The following is a 14,627-nucleotide window of genomic DNA, read 5'->3' on the forward strand; positions in this document are numbered from 1 at the left end:
CTCTCTTTGCCCTTTTTTCTGCCTTTGGCCGGTGACAGGTATCTGCCGAACACCTGAGCATTTCAGTTTACTCTTCCCCCGCTCATGCAGGCTCCCTGCCACCTTTCGCTTCTCTTGCGAAAACCGGAAGGAATAGAGGTTTATTCTCACACGCAGACTCTGCGAGGACTGATTGAAATCTCAGTTTCCTTCAGTGGGAAAGCCGGTTTTCAGCCATTATCTGTCTTGGAAGTGACTGAAAATTCAGGAAATCACATTTTTTTCGTAAAGTGGAGTTGCAACTCCTGAAAACGCGGTTATAAGACCGCCAACGACAACGCGAAACGCGGTGTCGCTGAAAAAGCGGGTGTAGCTCAGTTGGTTAGAGCGCCGGCCTGTCACGCCGGAGGTCGCGGGTTCGAGCCCCGTCACTCGCGCCACTTTCTCTACTTTAATGAGAAATGGTAAAGCTTAAAGCTTTTTCAAACATAAAATTCCGAACTTTCCGCTTTTGCAAGTCTTTGCTACATTTTCCTGATGACAGGCAATAAGGGCAGAGCTTCAGGGGCCGCACTGCTTCGATTATGAAGGCCGTGTTTCGCCCTGCTGATCCAGCGGACCCCCGGCAACCTTCTCACCAGTCTTCGCAAATGTTTCCCGCAATGAATCAGAGGCTGGCGAGACAAAGAATTTACTGGAAGAGGTCGCACATACTTCCATGAGATTCTGGGCCGTCGTGTGTATGGACGAATGATTATAAAGAAGAACGTAAATCTTTATCCCGTCCGTTGTCTCCGGCTTCAGTTTCATCGTTGATATATTCACGAAAGTCAGGGAATTGCTCCCTTTCATAGACTGCCATCCATACAAGACATATTTTGGATAGATGGAGGGAGAGATGAAAGCCGTGAAAGGTGCTTCCATACCACTCGGGAGAAGCGACGCAGTATTGTCGATGACAATCGTTATCTCGATACCCGAGGTTGAAGCGACCCCCTTGGCCGATACCGTGACAGCAGAAAGCTGCTGAACGAAAAAAGATTGACTGTAGCGGCTGCTATGAGACTAACGGTCTTTCCTTCAACTGTCAGACTTTCGATAGTCGCCTGACTGCCTCCGGATTCCGGCCTGCCACTTGCGCCATTACCGGCAAAAATTGCGCCACAAGATATTCTGGACCACACTTTCCTGCTTCGACCTATCGTTTGTTCTAGCCGATGCAAGCGCTACCGCATCCTGAAGCTTGCTTTTCACCGCATCGGCTTCTTCAACGCTCACAGCCGTTTCAGCAGCTACCAGCAGAGCACCGAAAATCGAGGCCGCGCCTGCCCTGTCACGAATAAAATCAAACCGTGTTTTCTGCTTCGAGTGGAAAACCGACAAAATATATCAGACAAACAGCCCAGTTTGCTTCGCCAGACACCTGACAGGCACAGTATTCGTTGCCAGACTTTCATATATTTCATGCGTCTGGATAATAATTGAGGCCCTCAAAGAAGGGCGAACATTAGGAATGGGTTAATTATTGTCGTTCTGCCCCGCCGTTCCAATCGCAAATAAACTCTCAAATCGCGCACGATCAGACTCACGCAGCCGCACCAACGTATCAATGTGCGTCTCATGATCTTCCCGTGTGACAACCTCTCCATGCTGGTAGAGCCACGCCAGCGCCTCTCCGGCCTCCACAGGGATGCTGTAGCGCAGCAGTTCCATGGCGTGCACCATATGCGCATCAATGGCCGCCATCAGCTCCGGCAGCCCTTCTCCGGTGATGGCCGAGATGGGCACGGCTGTACCGTGATGTTTCACCTGCTCGGGTCCACCCAGAAGATCGGCCTTGTTCAGCACTTCGATGACGCGGGAACGCCAGTCAGGGTCCAGCATCCCGTCCCGTTCCATACCGGACAGCACGGAAAACACGTCTGATCGCTGAGCTGCCGAATCAGGATGCGCGATATCCCGCACATGCAGAATAATGTCGGCCTCGGCCACCTCTTCCAGCGTTGCGCGGAACGCCGCGATCAACTCGGTCGGCAGGTCACTGATGAAGCCCACGGTATCGGACAGGATCACCTGCCGACCGGACGGCAGACGGATGGCCCGCATTGTCGGATCGAGCGTGGCGAAGAGCTGATCCTGCGCATAGACCGCCGCACCGGTCAGCGCATTGAACAGCGTCGATTTGCCTGCATTGGTGTAGCCGACAAGCGCCACGATCGGGAACGGCACGCGCCTGCGGGCACTTCTGTGCAGCCCACGGGTCCGGCGCACCTGCTCCAGTTCACGCTTGAGTCGAACGATGCGATCTCCAATGATCCGCCGATCGGCCTCAATCTGCGTCTCACCAGGACCGCCAAGAAAGCCGAAGCCACCGCGCTGACGCTCCAGATGGGTCCAAAGGCGGACAAGACGGGATCGCTGATATTCCAGGTGCGCCAGCTCGACCTGAAGGCTGCCTTCGCGCGTGGCGGCTCTTGCGCCGAAGATATCGAGAATCAGGCCGGTCCGGTCGATCACCTTGCAGCCGAGTGCTTTCTCAAGGTTACGCTGCTGACCGGGTGACAGTTTGGCGTCAATGACGACGACCTTGATCTCTTTTTCAGCGACTGCTTCACGCAGCGATTCCACCTGTCCTGTACCAAGCAGCGTCGCCGGCTTGCGCGCCCTGAGCAGCAGGACAGCCTTCAGTACAACGACCAGCCCTATCGAGGAGGTCAGGCCGACGGCTTCATCCAGTCGTGCTTCAGCAGCCCGGACGTCCTGATCACGGTCAGGCTTCTCCCAGGGCAGGATAACGGCAGCCCGCGTGGCGGGAGTGGCTGTTTCAGTAGGTATCGTCGACAAGAGTTTCGTCGCTCTCCGCGTAAAGGGGATGGCGTTGATCCGCTTCGGACTCAACGGTGACACCGGCGCCGCCGGATGACGTTTCAACAATATTGACCGGTGCAAGCGGCATGACGGTGCTGATGGCGTGCTTGTAGACAAGCTGGGTGTGACCATCCCTGCGGAGCAGGATCACACTGTCGTCAAACCAGGTAATGACTCCCTGGAGCTTGACGCCGTTGACGAGAAAGATCGTAACCGGAGCCTTTCCCCGTCTGACATGACCGAGAAATACGTCCTGGACGTTCTGAGGCGGTGTCTTTGCCACGATCGGAGTCCTGTTCTTCTTAGTTCTTGTTGCCCGGTATGATTCGAGGCTTACCTCTGTCATTACGCTCACAAACGTGAAGCTCAAAGACCGGAGCGATCATCCAGATTAATTTTGACGACAAATATGCTGTGATCAACGCAGGCGACATGCCCGCTTCCTCACGTTCTGTCCAGCCCTCTGGACACATCCCAGCAAGCCAGCATACGAGACACCGATAAAAAAGACTGTTTCCGGAAAGCGGCTCTACACGCCCGCGCGATCTTCCGCCGTGACGCCGAGTTGCTTGAGTTTCCGATGCAGGGCGCTGCGCTCCATCCCTACAAATCCGGCTGTTCTGCTGATATTTCCACCAAATCGCAGAAGCTGGGCCTGCAGATATTGGGTCTCGAAAAGATCCCGCGCCTCCCGCAGGGGGAGGCTCATGACATCCGCATTCGAATCGAACTTCAGAAGAGCCGGCGCACCTTCGCTGATGGAAGACGGCAGCATGTCGGCCCGGATCGGTTCATTGCCGTTCCCCGGCATCATGATCAGCAGCCGTTCCATCAGATTGCGCAATTCACGGGCATTGCCGGGCCAGTCATAGGCCTGCAACGCCGCCATGGCGTCCACACTGAGTTCCGGAACAGGAAGCCCTGCGGTCTCGGCAGCCCGACGGAGAAACAGACGCGCCAGTTCGGGGATATCTTCCCTGCGCTCCCGCAGGCTCGGAATCCGCAGAGGCACCACGGCAAGACGGTAATAAAGATCCTCGCGGAAACGCCCGTTGCCGATTTCGGCCTGAAGATCGCGATTCGTCGATGAAATGACCCGGATATCCACCTTGATCCGCGTCGAACCGCCGATACGCTCGAAACTCTGATCCTGAAGCGCCCGCACGATCTTGCCCTGCGTCTCGATCGGCATGTCAGAGACTTCATCAAGCAGCAGCGTACCGCCATGGGCGCGCTCAAGCACACCGATCCTTCTGGGAATGCCTTCGACACCCTCCAGACCAAACAGTTCTTCCTCAAAACGGCTCGGAGCGAGTGTCGCACAGTTCAGGGCAATGAACGGTCCTGCCGCACGCCGGGATCGGGCATGGATCATGCGGGCCGCGACTTCCTTGCCTGCGCCGGGCGCGCCCGTGATGAGGACGCGTGAGCCGGTGGGAGCGACACGTTCAATCTGCGAACGCACAGCGGAAATCGCAGCACTCTCACCAAAGAGCGTGCTTTCCGGCCCGGCACGCAGGCGCAGCTCCGCATTTTCCCGCTCCAGACGGGACGCCTCAATGGCGCGTCTGACAATGACGAGCAGTCGGTCCGACTGGAAAGGTTTTTCGATGAAGTCGTAGGCGCCGTGCTGAAGGGCCGCGACCGCTGTTTCAATGGTGCCGTGCCCGGAAATCATCACGACCGGTACGCTGGCATCCTCCGCCTGCATGGTCTTGAGGATTTCAAGCCCGTCCAGCTTCGAGCCCTGAAGCCAGATATCCTGAATGACAAGTGAGGGTCTGCGCGCTCTGAAGGCCGCCAGCGCAGAGTCGGAGTCTCCGGCGACACGAGTCTCGTATCCTTCATCATGAAGAATACCCTCGATCAGCATGCGGATATCCGGTTCGTCGTCGACGATCAGGATTTCATACGCCATGATTCTCTTTCTGTGTTCCAGCCTTGAGCGGCAAAATCAGAGTAGCTTCAGTACCTTCCGCATTCGGACGATCCCTCAGCTCTATCGTTCCTTCATGGTCTTCCATGATTTTCTTGACAATGGCCAGCCCCAGACCCGTCCCTTTGGGCTTGTGTGTGACATAAGGTTCGGTCAGCCGGTCCCGATCTTCCCTGGGCAGGCCGATTCCGTCATCCGTGACTACGATATGCACCCGGTCATCCTGCTCTGTCACGTCAAGGCGGATCATACCGATGGAACCTGTCACTTCTGAGGCAGCCTCGCCTCCTTTTCCAGATTCCGCTTGGAGCACACGCCCAGTCATGGCGATGGCGTCCGCTGCATTCTGAAGCAGATTGGTCAGTGTCTGGCCGATCTGCCGACGATCGCAGAAGAGTAACGGCCCTCCCCCCGGCAGCAGATGCACATCATAACGAATTTCCGGATGTGCTCCCTGCTGCAGAATCAGGGCGTCCCGAATGATGCTGGACAGGTTTTCTTCCGCCATGCGTGGCTGCGGCATCCGGGCGAACGCCGAGAATTCGTCAACCATCCTTCCGATGTCGCCCACCTGACGCACGATTGTATCCGCACATTGCTGGAATGTTTCAGGATCAGACGTGATCTCGCGCAGGAATCGACGCTTGAGCCGTTCGGCGGCAAGCTGAATCGGCGTGAGTGGATTTTTGATTTCATGCGCGATGCGTCGGGCGACGTCCGCCCATGCCGCCTTGCGCTGGGCGGACTGGAGCGCGGTAATGTCATCGAATGTGACGACGTATCCAGCCACCAGATTGTTCCGCATCTCCGCCGCCGCACGGACGAACAGCACGCGGCGGCTGCCCGGCACGCCAATCTGCACTTCCTGCGTCTGCACCCGGCCATCGCCGGACTGAAGCGCGTTCAGCACAGGTTCGAATTCCGGCACGACCTTCACCAGGGGCTCGCCCGCGCACTCCGTCAGATCCTTGCCGAGCAGGTCGCACGCCACACGGTTCGGCAGCTCGATGCGCGCCAGCCCGTCCAGACCGATCACACCGGCTGACACGCCGGACAGCACGGCCTCGGTGAACCGTCGTCGCTCGTTGATCTGCTCATAGGCGTCCATGAGTTGCGAACGCTGACTCGCCAGTTCATCCGTCATGAGGTTAAAAGCGTGTGACAGGCTGCGTATTTCGTCGTCGCGGCCTTCTTCCGGCACACGCACCGAAAGATCGCCCTCACTGACACGATGCGATGCATCCATGAGCAACCCGAGAGGACGCGCAATCTGTCGGGCGAGCGTCAGTCCCATCAGGGCCGCCGCCAGCATCACCAGCAGCGCCACCAGTGCGAAGATGATTACAAACGTGATCTGGATTTTTGTCCGATTATGATCGAGCCGTTTGTAATCAGCCACAACCTTCTCGGTCTTGCGCATATGGCCGAGAATTTCCGGATCGACAGGCCGCGTGATGACCAGCATCATCTCCGGCGTTTCGCCCAGCGCCACAACCGCGCGCACGACTTTTTCGTCCGGGCTGTCATAGATCGCCACGTCGTTGGTGCGGGCCATCATCGTGGCGGCAGGCGGTGGCAACGGCTGGTCGTACCCCGAGCGGCTGAGCAGTCCACCCGCGGCGATGACCTTGTTGGTGATGGGGTCGTAGACCACTGCTTCCGTCAGGCCGCGGATCGTCGCCTGACTGTCCAGCATCTGCCCCAGCGTTTCCGGATCATGCAGCAGATCGGTGCCGTTGTTCTGAAGCTCATTCTCCGCACTGACAAGAAAATTGGAGAGGGAGAAAGCTTCCGTCCGGATGTTGGCATTATGCTCGGTCAGATAACCGCGCGACGCCTGCAGAGCCTCATTCAGCGCCGTGTTGACCCGATCCGAAAACCAGATCTGGATTCCGTAGTCGAAGAATATTGTCGCAAAAATACCCACGACGATCGTGGGCGCCACCGCGACCATACCGAACAGGGCCACCAGCCGGACATGCAGCCGGGCGCCTGCGGTTCCCTCGCGTTGACGCTCATGGATCAGACGCCGGACCCAAAGGCCGCTCGTCACAGCAAGGAGCAGAAGCGTCGCGCCACCAAGAATGAAGATACCGTTCTGCAGAAGCGGATGATGCGCCAGAGCGCCTCCACCCGACAGCACCACGAAGATGGCGAAAACCAGCAGTAACGCCAGCGCGACGAGCGTGATGGTCACACTGCGCATTTCCAGCGCCCGCCTCAGCATGCTTCGCGCTGCACCGGATGTCCTATGGTGTCACTCTTCTGCTGCATGAGGTTGTCAGATCGCCTCCCGAGCGGAAGACCCTTTGGTCACGGAAATTTCGAGGTCCTTGATACGTTTTCGCAGGGTGTTTCTGTTGACGCCCAGCATGGCGGCGGCACGGATCTGGTTTCCTCGTGTTGCGTCCAGAGTCAGCCTGATCAATGGCCGCTCGATTTCGGCGATCACCCGTTCATGCAGGGCCGTGGGAGGCACACCATTCTCTTCGGCCGCCGTGAAGTATTTCCGAAGATGCCGCTCGACAACAACGGAGAAAGGCTCCTCCTCCTCATCATGCGACGCCACGGACAAGGGACGCTGGCGGCTGGCTTCCGACAGTTCGCCCTCTATCACCGCGCCGCTGATCACATCATGCGGATAAAGCACGGAGATACGCCGCATCAGGTTCTCAAGTTCGCGCACATTCCCCGGCCAGCGCCATGCCTGCAGACGAATGATCGCGTCGTCTGCCAGAGTGCGGGGAGCCTGCCCTTCCTCGTTGCACTGACTGAGAAAATGTCTGGCCAGCAAGGGGATGTCCTCAGTCCGCTCACGCAAGGGCGGGATGCGGATCGGCACGACGTTCAGGCGGTAAAACAGATCCTCCCTGAACGAGCCGTCCCGTATGGCCTGATGCAGATCCCGATGCGTCGAAGCAATGATCCGCACATTGGAACGGATCGGCTGCCTGCCTCCTGCCGTCGTGAATTCTCCTTCCTGAAGAACGCGCAGCACCCGGGTCTGCGCTTCCGGCGACATGTCGCCGACCTCATCAAGAAACAGGGTTCCTCCCGCCGCCTGTTCAAAGCGTCCGGAGGATCGTGTCCCGGCAAGGCCGTTGACACTGCGTTCCTGCCCGAACAACTCGGCTTCGATCTGCTCACGCGGAATGGCGGCGACATTCACCGCAACGAAGGGACCGGTCCGCCGCTGCCCGTAATCATGGAGCGCCCGTGCGACCAGTTCCTTGCCCGTGCCGCTTTCTCCCGTGATCATCACCGTGAGATCTGACGTCGTGAGGCGCGCGATCATCCGGTAGATGTCCTGCATCGCCGCCGAACGCCCTGTCAGCGGCATCTTTTCTTCGGCGGAAGAGAGTGCGGGCTGCGCCGCCACGAGCGACTGTTGAGGCGTGCTCAAGGCCCGCTCGACGACCGACAGCAACTCCGTCAGATCAAAGGGTTTCGGCAGATATTCGAAGGCGCCCCTCTGTGTCGCCTTGACGGCCGTGACCAGCGTGGACTGGGCGCTCATCACGAGAATACGCAGATCCGGGCGCGCCTTTCTGATCCGCGGCACAAGGTCCAGCCCGTTTTCGTCCGGCATCATCACATCCGTGATGACCAGATCTCCTTCACCTTCTTCAATCCACTGCCATAAGGTGGCGGCGCTGGCTGTGGTGCGGACCTGATATCCGGCGCGGCCCAGAGCCTGACTGAGAACCGTCCGGATCGAGCGATCATCGTCAGCGACAAGGATAGTGGGCAACGGCATACGGATCTTTTACCATCATTGATAAGCTGGGCTCGATAATGAGCGGATTTTACTGGAAAACAAGCGACAACCCTTTCCCGATTGTCACGACATACCGCTGGCCTCGTCCATGACCACGGGAAGGTGCAGGCTGACTTCCGTACAACCGGGCCGACTCTCGACTTCGATGACCCCGCCGTGGTCGTTGACGATCTTTCCCGCCAGCGCCAGTCCCAGCCCGGACCCCGAGGTCTTGGTGGTGAGAAACGGCTCGAACAGATGCGGGCGGATCGCCTCGGCAAATCCCGGCCCCGTATCGCGGACAGTCACCACAAGCGGCAGATGACGCCGACGATCCGACCCCGGCACGGCGAGCCGCAGTCCCTGACGGTACGCCGTGACCAGCGTGATCTGTCCCGGTTCGCCTGTGTCCAGAATGGCTTCCGCCGCGTTCTTGATGAGATTGAGCAGAACCTGAATCAGTTCATCCCTGTTGCCCCAGACCGACGGGAGCGAAGGGTCGTACTCCTCGACGATCGGAATGCCTTTCGCCACGCCGTTTTCGGCCAGCACCCGCACATGCTCCAGCACCCGATGAATATTGACCGGACGGCGACCCTCGGGGTTCTCGCTGAACATTTCCATGCGATCGACCAGCGCCCGGATGCGATCGGCCTCGTCACGGATGAGAACAGCAAGTTCCTTGTCATTCGCGGCAACCGAGCTTTCCAGCAACTGGGCAGCACCTCGGATGCCGGACAGCGGATTCTTCACTTCATGCGCCAGAATAGCCGCCATCCCCGATACACTTCGCGCAGCGGAACGGAAGGCAAGCTGACGATCAAGAACCCTGGTCGAAGACGCATTCTGAATCAGCAGGAGCACCTGACCGGGATATTCGGCGACAGCCGCTCCCTGTACGGTCACCCCGTCATAATGAAAGCGCGGTGAACTGATCATCACCCCATGTTCGGTCACCGTATTGCCGGTCTGCCGAACCTGATGAAGCAGGAGAAAAAGGGGATGATCGGCAGGCAGAAGGTCAGAGAGTTTTTCCTGTCTGAGCAAAGAGCGGGAGCGCGCGAAAAAACTCTCCGCTTCCGAGTTGACGAAGAGGATATGATCCCGCTGTCCGACAAGGACGATCGGAGCAGGCAAGGTTTCCAGCAGAAGCGCCGCATCCGGCGCCTGGTCTTCGGCTCTGTGACGGCTGGCCGGACCAGACGTTTTTTTCGACGGGTCGTCGCCGCTTCCTGGGACACCCTTCATGCTGCCTGAAGTGTGTCAGCCTCACTCCTCGCTTCACCGGTGTGATTGCCATCCCCTCGCGAACGATGCGGCGCACGGACGGCTCCCGCAGAGATCTGCCGGTCGTAAAATGCATTGATCGCGTCGATCACCTCGACCGCCGTATCCATCCGGTTCACGGAAGCCCGGAAACCTGCCGATTCAGGCAGTCCTGCCGAATACCAGGAGACATGCTTGCGGGCGAGCCTCAGGCCGGGATGCTCGCCGAAATGCCGAAGCATTGAATCATAGTGTTCCAGAACAACGGCACGTTCCGTCGGCAGATCCGGATCGGGGGGCGTTTCACCCGTACGTAACGCCTCAGCCACCTGCCCGAGAAACCACGGACGACCATACGCACCACGTCCAATCATCACGCCATCGGCTCCCGAGAGAGCAAGCGCCTGTCGCGCGTCATCAACAGTGACGATATCGCCGTTCACGATCACAGGCAGACGGACGGCCTCTTTCACCTGACGGACGAAGGCCCAGTCCGCGGACCCGTTGTAGAACTGCTGCCGGGTCCGTCCATGCACCGTGATCATGCGGATGCCGCATTCCTGGGCAATACGCGCAAGAGTGGGCGCGTTGAGATGATCATGATCCCATCCCATGCGCATTTTCAGCGTGACGGGCACATCGACCGCTTTCACCGTCGCCTCCAGCAGCCGTCCCGCCGCAAGCTCATCGCGCATCAGAGCCGAGCCGGCCATCTGACCAACCGCGACCTTCTTGACCGGGCAGCCGAAATTGATGTCGATAATGTCCGCGCCCCTGCCGATAGCAATGCGAGCCGCTTCACCCATGGCGTCAGGATCGCACCCGGCCAACTGGATGGAATTCGGTCCGGCGGCGTCAGCGACTTCGGCCATGCGGAGCGTCGCTTCGTTTTCGCGGACCATTGCCCAGGACGCGATCATTTCAGACACGACCAGACCAGCGCCAAACCGACGGGCAAGCCTGCGGAACGGCACATCCGTCACACCCGCCATTGGTGCGAGAATGACGGGTGCATCCAGCACAACGCCACCAAGATCGATCGGCCCGGGACACTGGGCCCCTACCCTGTTCATTTCTGCCATACCCATGATGACGCCAACCTAGCGGTGCAGGCGCGTGAATTCAACAGAATCTCTGCGCGACGGTGGCTTGTCGGAGGGGGTGCAAAGATGCCTATTAACCCTGACTTTTTCTACTCATTGACCGTTGAGATTTGCAGGTATAGTGCTGCTGAGTTCATTCATTATTTTAGTCAAGTCAAGAAATCTGTTATTGACTGTTATTTTCATTGGACCTCTGTAGCCAGGGTTCTGGGTTACTTTTTTTACCGCCACCTCGTCCTCATTATTTATTTTACTGATCCTATATTCCACACAATTAAAAATTAAATCCGTGGCAATACCACCTTTAACAGCAACCTCTCTTTGCTGCACATACAGGTTGAGCCCATAGGAATTGCAGGATGCCTCAGGCTTTCCCCTTGCACCGTATCCATTGACTTCCCATCTCCTCAAATCTTCGGGGATTTCAAAGGTATCATGATCAGTGAACCTTATCTTTTCAGGCTCCCATGTTGGTCGACCATCCGGAATAACAATAGTGTATATGTACACAAATGATTCCTGCGCTCGGGCATTCGGCCTTCTCGCGAAGCCCAATACACTCTGCCAGCTTCTGGTTGTACTGATAAACGGTCCGTGCTCATTGAACTGGACATAACGACCCAGTTCCAATTCCGGATTATGATCACCGTAAAGTTGAAAACCTTCCATAAAGACCTGGCTTGGGGGTCTTCTGTCAGCGCGGTAGACTAATTCTGACATAATATCGGGCTCCAGATTGAATTTACTGTGATTAACTAAAATTTTACATATAAAATCATTTTAGATCAATTGGATATTATAAATCCATACAGACTGATCCATAAAAACCCAACGCGAAATCAGCAATCAACCGCACTATGCCTATGCTGCGGTGAAGCCAGACAAGTATTCAATTCAGTGACACGATATTGCCCAAGGCATCCATCACTTCCCAAAAAACTCACTGCGCATTTAAATCTTACGTGAATTCTCGCGAGGTTTAAGAGAACGCCTTCCCAAATCACTGGCAGGGCGTCCGGTGCCTATTCCCTGGAAGCAGAGAGATATTTCATCGTGCCCTGTCCCTGGGACTCACGATCAAGCTCCGTTGTTCCGACCATATTGAGAGTGTTTGTTTTCGTACGCTCATTGACCCTGGCGACATCGTCGAGATTTCTGCTCACAATCGGATATTCTTCCACGAGCCTGCGAAAACGGGCTGCCGGAATGGCGAGCATGTGTCCGAACCTGACCGCGCGGACCGTACCCGGCATGGGACTGTTTTCAATTGCTTCCCGCGCCCCGATGACATCCCCGGCGCCGTATTCGATGTCCCGCTCACTGACATGCATTTCGGCACGACCGGCGCTCACGAAAAATACCGTATGCGCCGTGCGACCACGCTTCAGGAGTGTCTCACCGACAGACGGGAAACGGAGCGAGGCTGTCTGCGCAAGTTCATGCAAGGCCACGGCAGGCAGTCCCTTGAAAATCAGGGCGCCGCGCAGACGCAGTTCGATATTGTTGCGCAGATTGAATGTCATGCGCCGGTCGAGGCGAACGCGACGCCGATCCACATCCTTGTGCAGTTCCCGCGACAGTTCATCGCTGATCAGGGATTCCGAGTGAAGCGTCTCGATCTCCCGCGCCTCAAGCCGAATGACGATCTGCCTGAAAATCCGGGTTTCCAGCGCTTCCGAGTAGCCAGGATAATGCAGTCTCAGCGCCAGCAATGCTTCGTCCAGCATCTTGCGCTGGCGCGACAGGGTCTCCGCCACGATTTCACTGACACGGGTGCCGAGCGTCGGCTCCATCATGTCTCTCAGAAAACGGGCCAGAGCCAGCGAGACAAGATGACTGACCATCAGCATCTCGAACCGTTCCGCCATGGCCGCCATCAGTGGCTTGTCAAAATGGAAACGGTTGTGAATAGCCTGGGCGATCCGGAACCTTATTGACGGCTTGAGACGTTTCCGGAGCGCCCTCACATAACCGAAGCGACCTTCAAGGCGGGCTCCGTCCGCCATCGCGTCGGATGTCCGCAGCAATGTCTCCATCACCCGGCGCGACAGACCCTGAATACGGAACAGATCCAGCAGAATGGACCTTTCCTGATTGGCGACCGTGATCAGCGCCAGCGTAACGCGCTGACGATCCCCGAGCGCCGTATCGAACGTGTTGGCCGAGCGTTCTTCATGACTGCGAACTTCGAGCGCATCGATCACCGAACGGGTGGCGTCGGTCGAGAAACCCAGCTCTTCACCGGTTTCCTTCGCCCGTTCGGCCACTTTTTCAAGAGAGATGCTCAGCACCTGATGCCGCAGGGCCTGATCCATCGGCGACAACTGGTCGAGCTTGAGGAACAGCACGACGGACTTGAGCGTCGTCCCGTTCACCAGAAGGGTGATCAGCACGAAGCCTGTGGCGATGATACCGATAAAATGCGCCACCGGCGTCGAGACGTGAGGATTTTCCGTCACGGCCAGAGCCAGAGCCAGCGTAATGGCCCCACGCAGGCCACCCCACACCATCGTCACCTTGAATGGCGTTGGAACCGAAGGCGCCAGACGGGTCCATGCGAGGATCGGCAACAGTCCGAACACCACCGCGCCACGCGCCACCAGGCCCGCCACGCTGGCAATCAGGATCAGCACCACATCCCAGCGCGTCATGCCGACCAGCAGGCGGGGGATCAGCATTGACGCCAGCACGAAGACGAGTGATCCGGCCCAGAACACAAGCTGTTGCCACAGTTCATTCAGGAACTGCCATGTCTGGGGACGGAAGGTGGACGGTCCATACACCGAAAGCGTCAACCCGGCGGCAGCGGTCGCCACCACGCCGGACACCCCGATCACTTCATCGCAGAGGATATAGACGATGTAGGGCAGCGCGACGGTCATGGTGGTTTCGGCGGCCGGCGCATTGCCGAGCGCCGTGATGATATAGAGCATCATCCGCGCGCCGATGACGCCGATCGCGATAGCGCCGGAAAAGGAAATTACGAAAGAGAGCGCGGCGCTCCCGATATGAATGGACTGATGGGACGTCACCGCAGCGAGCAGAACGGCGAAGATGGCGATGGCGGCCGCGTCGTTGAGAAGCGCCTCGCCCTCCACCAGCCGGGTCAGGCGGGAGGAGGCGCCGATGTCACGGAAAATCCCCGCCACGGCGGACGGATCGGTTGTCGCCACGATCGAGCCCAGCAGCAGACAGACAATGAGCGGCATCTGGGCGAATGGCATCAGGGCCAACCCGATGGTCGCGGTGGACACCAGCACCGCGACGACAGCCAGCAGAAGGACAGTCGCGGCCTCGTCAGCCAGTCGCCTCACATCAATGACGAGCGCGCCCTGAAAGACCAGAACAGGCAGAAAGACCAGAAGGAAGACTTCGCTGCTGACGGGGAAATCGAGGAAGGTTTCCGCCACGCCGTTCAGCGCTGTTCCCGCGACGCTGGGTATTTTCCCGGTGTAGGTGCTGCGGATAATCAGGTCCGCACCGCCACCGATGACAATCCCGACCAGCGCCAGAAGCACGGTTTCCGACACTTCGAAGCGACGGGCGACGGGCTGTACCGCACTCACAACAACCAACAGCAGCGCAATTGCCAGCAAAACTGCCGCAAGGCCCGTCACTTCCATCAAATTCCCCCTCAGCGCAGCGGTGAAGCGCCGGTTTCAATCCTGCCTCAGAATGACTTACCCCAGAACGGTTAACCGTACCGACAGCATGTCCT

General features: G+C 57.9%; 9 protein-coding genes and 1 tRNA gene. 1 reads left to right on the plus strand and 9 read right to left on the minus strand.

Annotated elements, in window-relative coordinates:
• Positions 1 to 342 precede the first annotated feature (342 nt).
• A tRNA-Asp gene (locus tag A0U92_RS09165) sits at positions 343 to 419 on the plus strand.
• Between the two features lie 1,078 nt (positions 420 to 1,497).
• Here A0U92_RS09165 and hflX read toward each other — a convergent pair.
• The 9 genes from hflX to A0U92_RS09220 all read right to left on the minus strand — a co-directional run bounded on the left by hflX (position 1,498) and on the right by A0U92_RS09220 (position 14,532).
• Positions 1,498 to 2,823, minus strand: coding sequence for a GTPase HflX (gene hflX, locus A0U92_RS09180; protein ID WP_077812955.1), 1,326 nt, complete (start codon positions 2,821 to 2,823; stop codon positions 1,498 to 1,500).
• On the minus strand, positions 2,804 to 3,130 hold the full coding sequence (hfq, locus tag A0U92_RS09185; RefSeq protein WP_077812956.1) for an RNA chaperone Hfq: 327 nt from the start codon (positions 3,128 to 3,130) through the stop codon (positions 2,804 to 2,806). Before hfq ends, hflX begins: the two co-directional genes overlap by 20 nt.
• Before the next feature lie 246 nt (positions 3,131 to 3,376).
• A complete protein-coding gene (gene ntrX / locus A0U92_RS09190) occupies positions 3,377 to 4,765 on the minus strand; it encodes a nitrogen assimilation response regulator NtrX (protein WP_077812957.1) in 1,389 nt (462 codons plus the stop codon).
• The gene (locus A0U92_RS09195) at positions 4,755 to 7,010 is read right to left on the minus strand and encodes a sensor histidine kinase NtrY-like (protein WP_077812958.1); all 2,256 of its coding nucleotides are present in this window, start codon (positions 7,008 to 7,010) and stop codon (positions 4,755 to 4,757) included. The genes ntrX and A0U92_RS09195 overlap by 11 nt, the downstream gene beginning before the upstream one ends.
• Before the next feature lie 54 nt (positions 7,011 to 7,064).
• The gene (gene ntrC, locus A0U92_RS09200) at positions 7,065 to 8,540 is read right to left on the minus strand and encodes a nitrogen regulation protein NR(I) (RefSeq protein WP_077812959.1); all 1,476 of its coding nucleotides are present in this window, start codon (positions 8,538 to 8,540) and stop codon (positions 7,065 to 7,067) included.
• Between the two features lie 84 nt (positions 8,541 to 8,624).
• On the minus strand, positions 8,625 to 9,788 hold the full coding sequence (locus tag A0U92_RS09205) for a two-component system sensor histidine kinase NtrB (protein ID WP_236748068.1): 1,164 nt from the start codon (positions 9,786 to 9,788) through the stop codon (positions 8,625 to 8,627).
• Complete coding sequence (gene dusB / locus A0U92_RS09210) at positions 9,785 to 10,894, minus strand: tRNA dihydrouridine synthase DusB (RefSeq protein WP_077812960.1); 1,110 nt, start codon at positions 10,892 to 10,894, stop codon at positions 9,785 to 9,787. Before dusB ends, A0U92_RS09205 begins: the two co-directional genes overlap by 4 nt.
• A gap of 108 nt (positions 10,895 to 11,002) precedes the next feature.
• Positions 11,003 to 11,629, minus strand: a complete 627-nt coding sequence (locus A0U92_RS09215; protein WP_077812961.1) for a scabin-related ADP-ribosyltransferase — start codon at positions 11,627 to 11,629, stop codon at positions 11,003 to 11,005.
• 302 nt (positions 11,630 to 11,931) lie between these two features.
• Positions 11,932 to 14,532: a cation:proton antiporter gene (locus A0U92_RS09220; RefSeq protein ID WP_077812962.1), complete on the minus strand. Its 2,601-nt coding sequence runs from the start codon at positions 14,530 to 14,532 to the stop codon at positions 11,932 to 11,934.
• Positions 14,533 to 14,627: the final 95 nt, after the last annotated feature.

Origin of the sequence: Acetobacter aceti, from assembly GCF_002005445.1 — a bacterium.
GTDB classification, from domain to species: domain Bacteria; phylum Pseudomonadota; class Alphaproteobacteria; order Acetobacterales; family Acetobacteraceae; genus Acetobacter; species Acetobacter aceti_B.

Coding starts and splice junctions, on each gene's coding strand:
- A0U92_RS09195 (WP_077812958.1), bottom strand. CDS start 7,010: ATGCTGAGGCGGGCGCTGGAAATGCGCAGTGTGACCATCACGCTCGTC.
- dusB (WP_077812960.1), bottom strand. CDS start 10,894: ATGGGTATGGCAGAAATGAACAGGGTAGGGGCCCAGTGTCCCGGGCCG.
- ntrC (WP_077812959.1), bottom strand. CDS start 8,540: ATGCCGTTGCCCACTATCCTTGTCGCTGACGATGATCGCTCGATCCGG.
- A0U92_RS09215 (WP_077812961.1), bottom strand. CDS start 11,629: ATGTCAGAATTAGTCTACCGCGCTGACAGAAGACCCCCAAGCCAGGTC.
- A0U92_RS09205 (WP_236748068.1), bottom strand. CDS start 9,788: ATGAAGGGTGTCCCAGGAAGCGGCGACGACCCGTCGAAAAAAACGTCT.
- A0U92_RS09220 (WP_077812962.1), bottom strand. CDS start 14,532: ATGGAAGTGACGGGCCTTGCGGCAGTTTTGCTGGCAATTGCGCTGCTG.
- ntrX (WP_077812957.1), bottom strand. CDS start 4,765: ATGGCGTATGAAATCCTGATCGTCGACGACGAACCGGATATCCGCATG.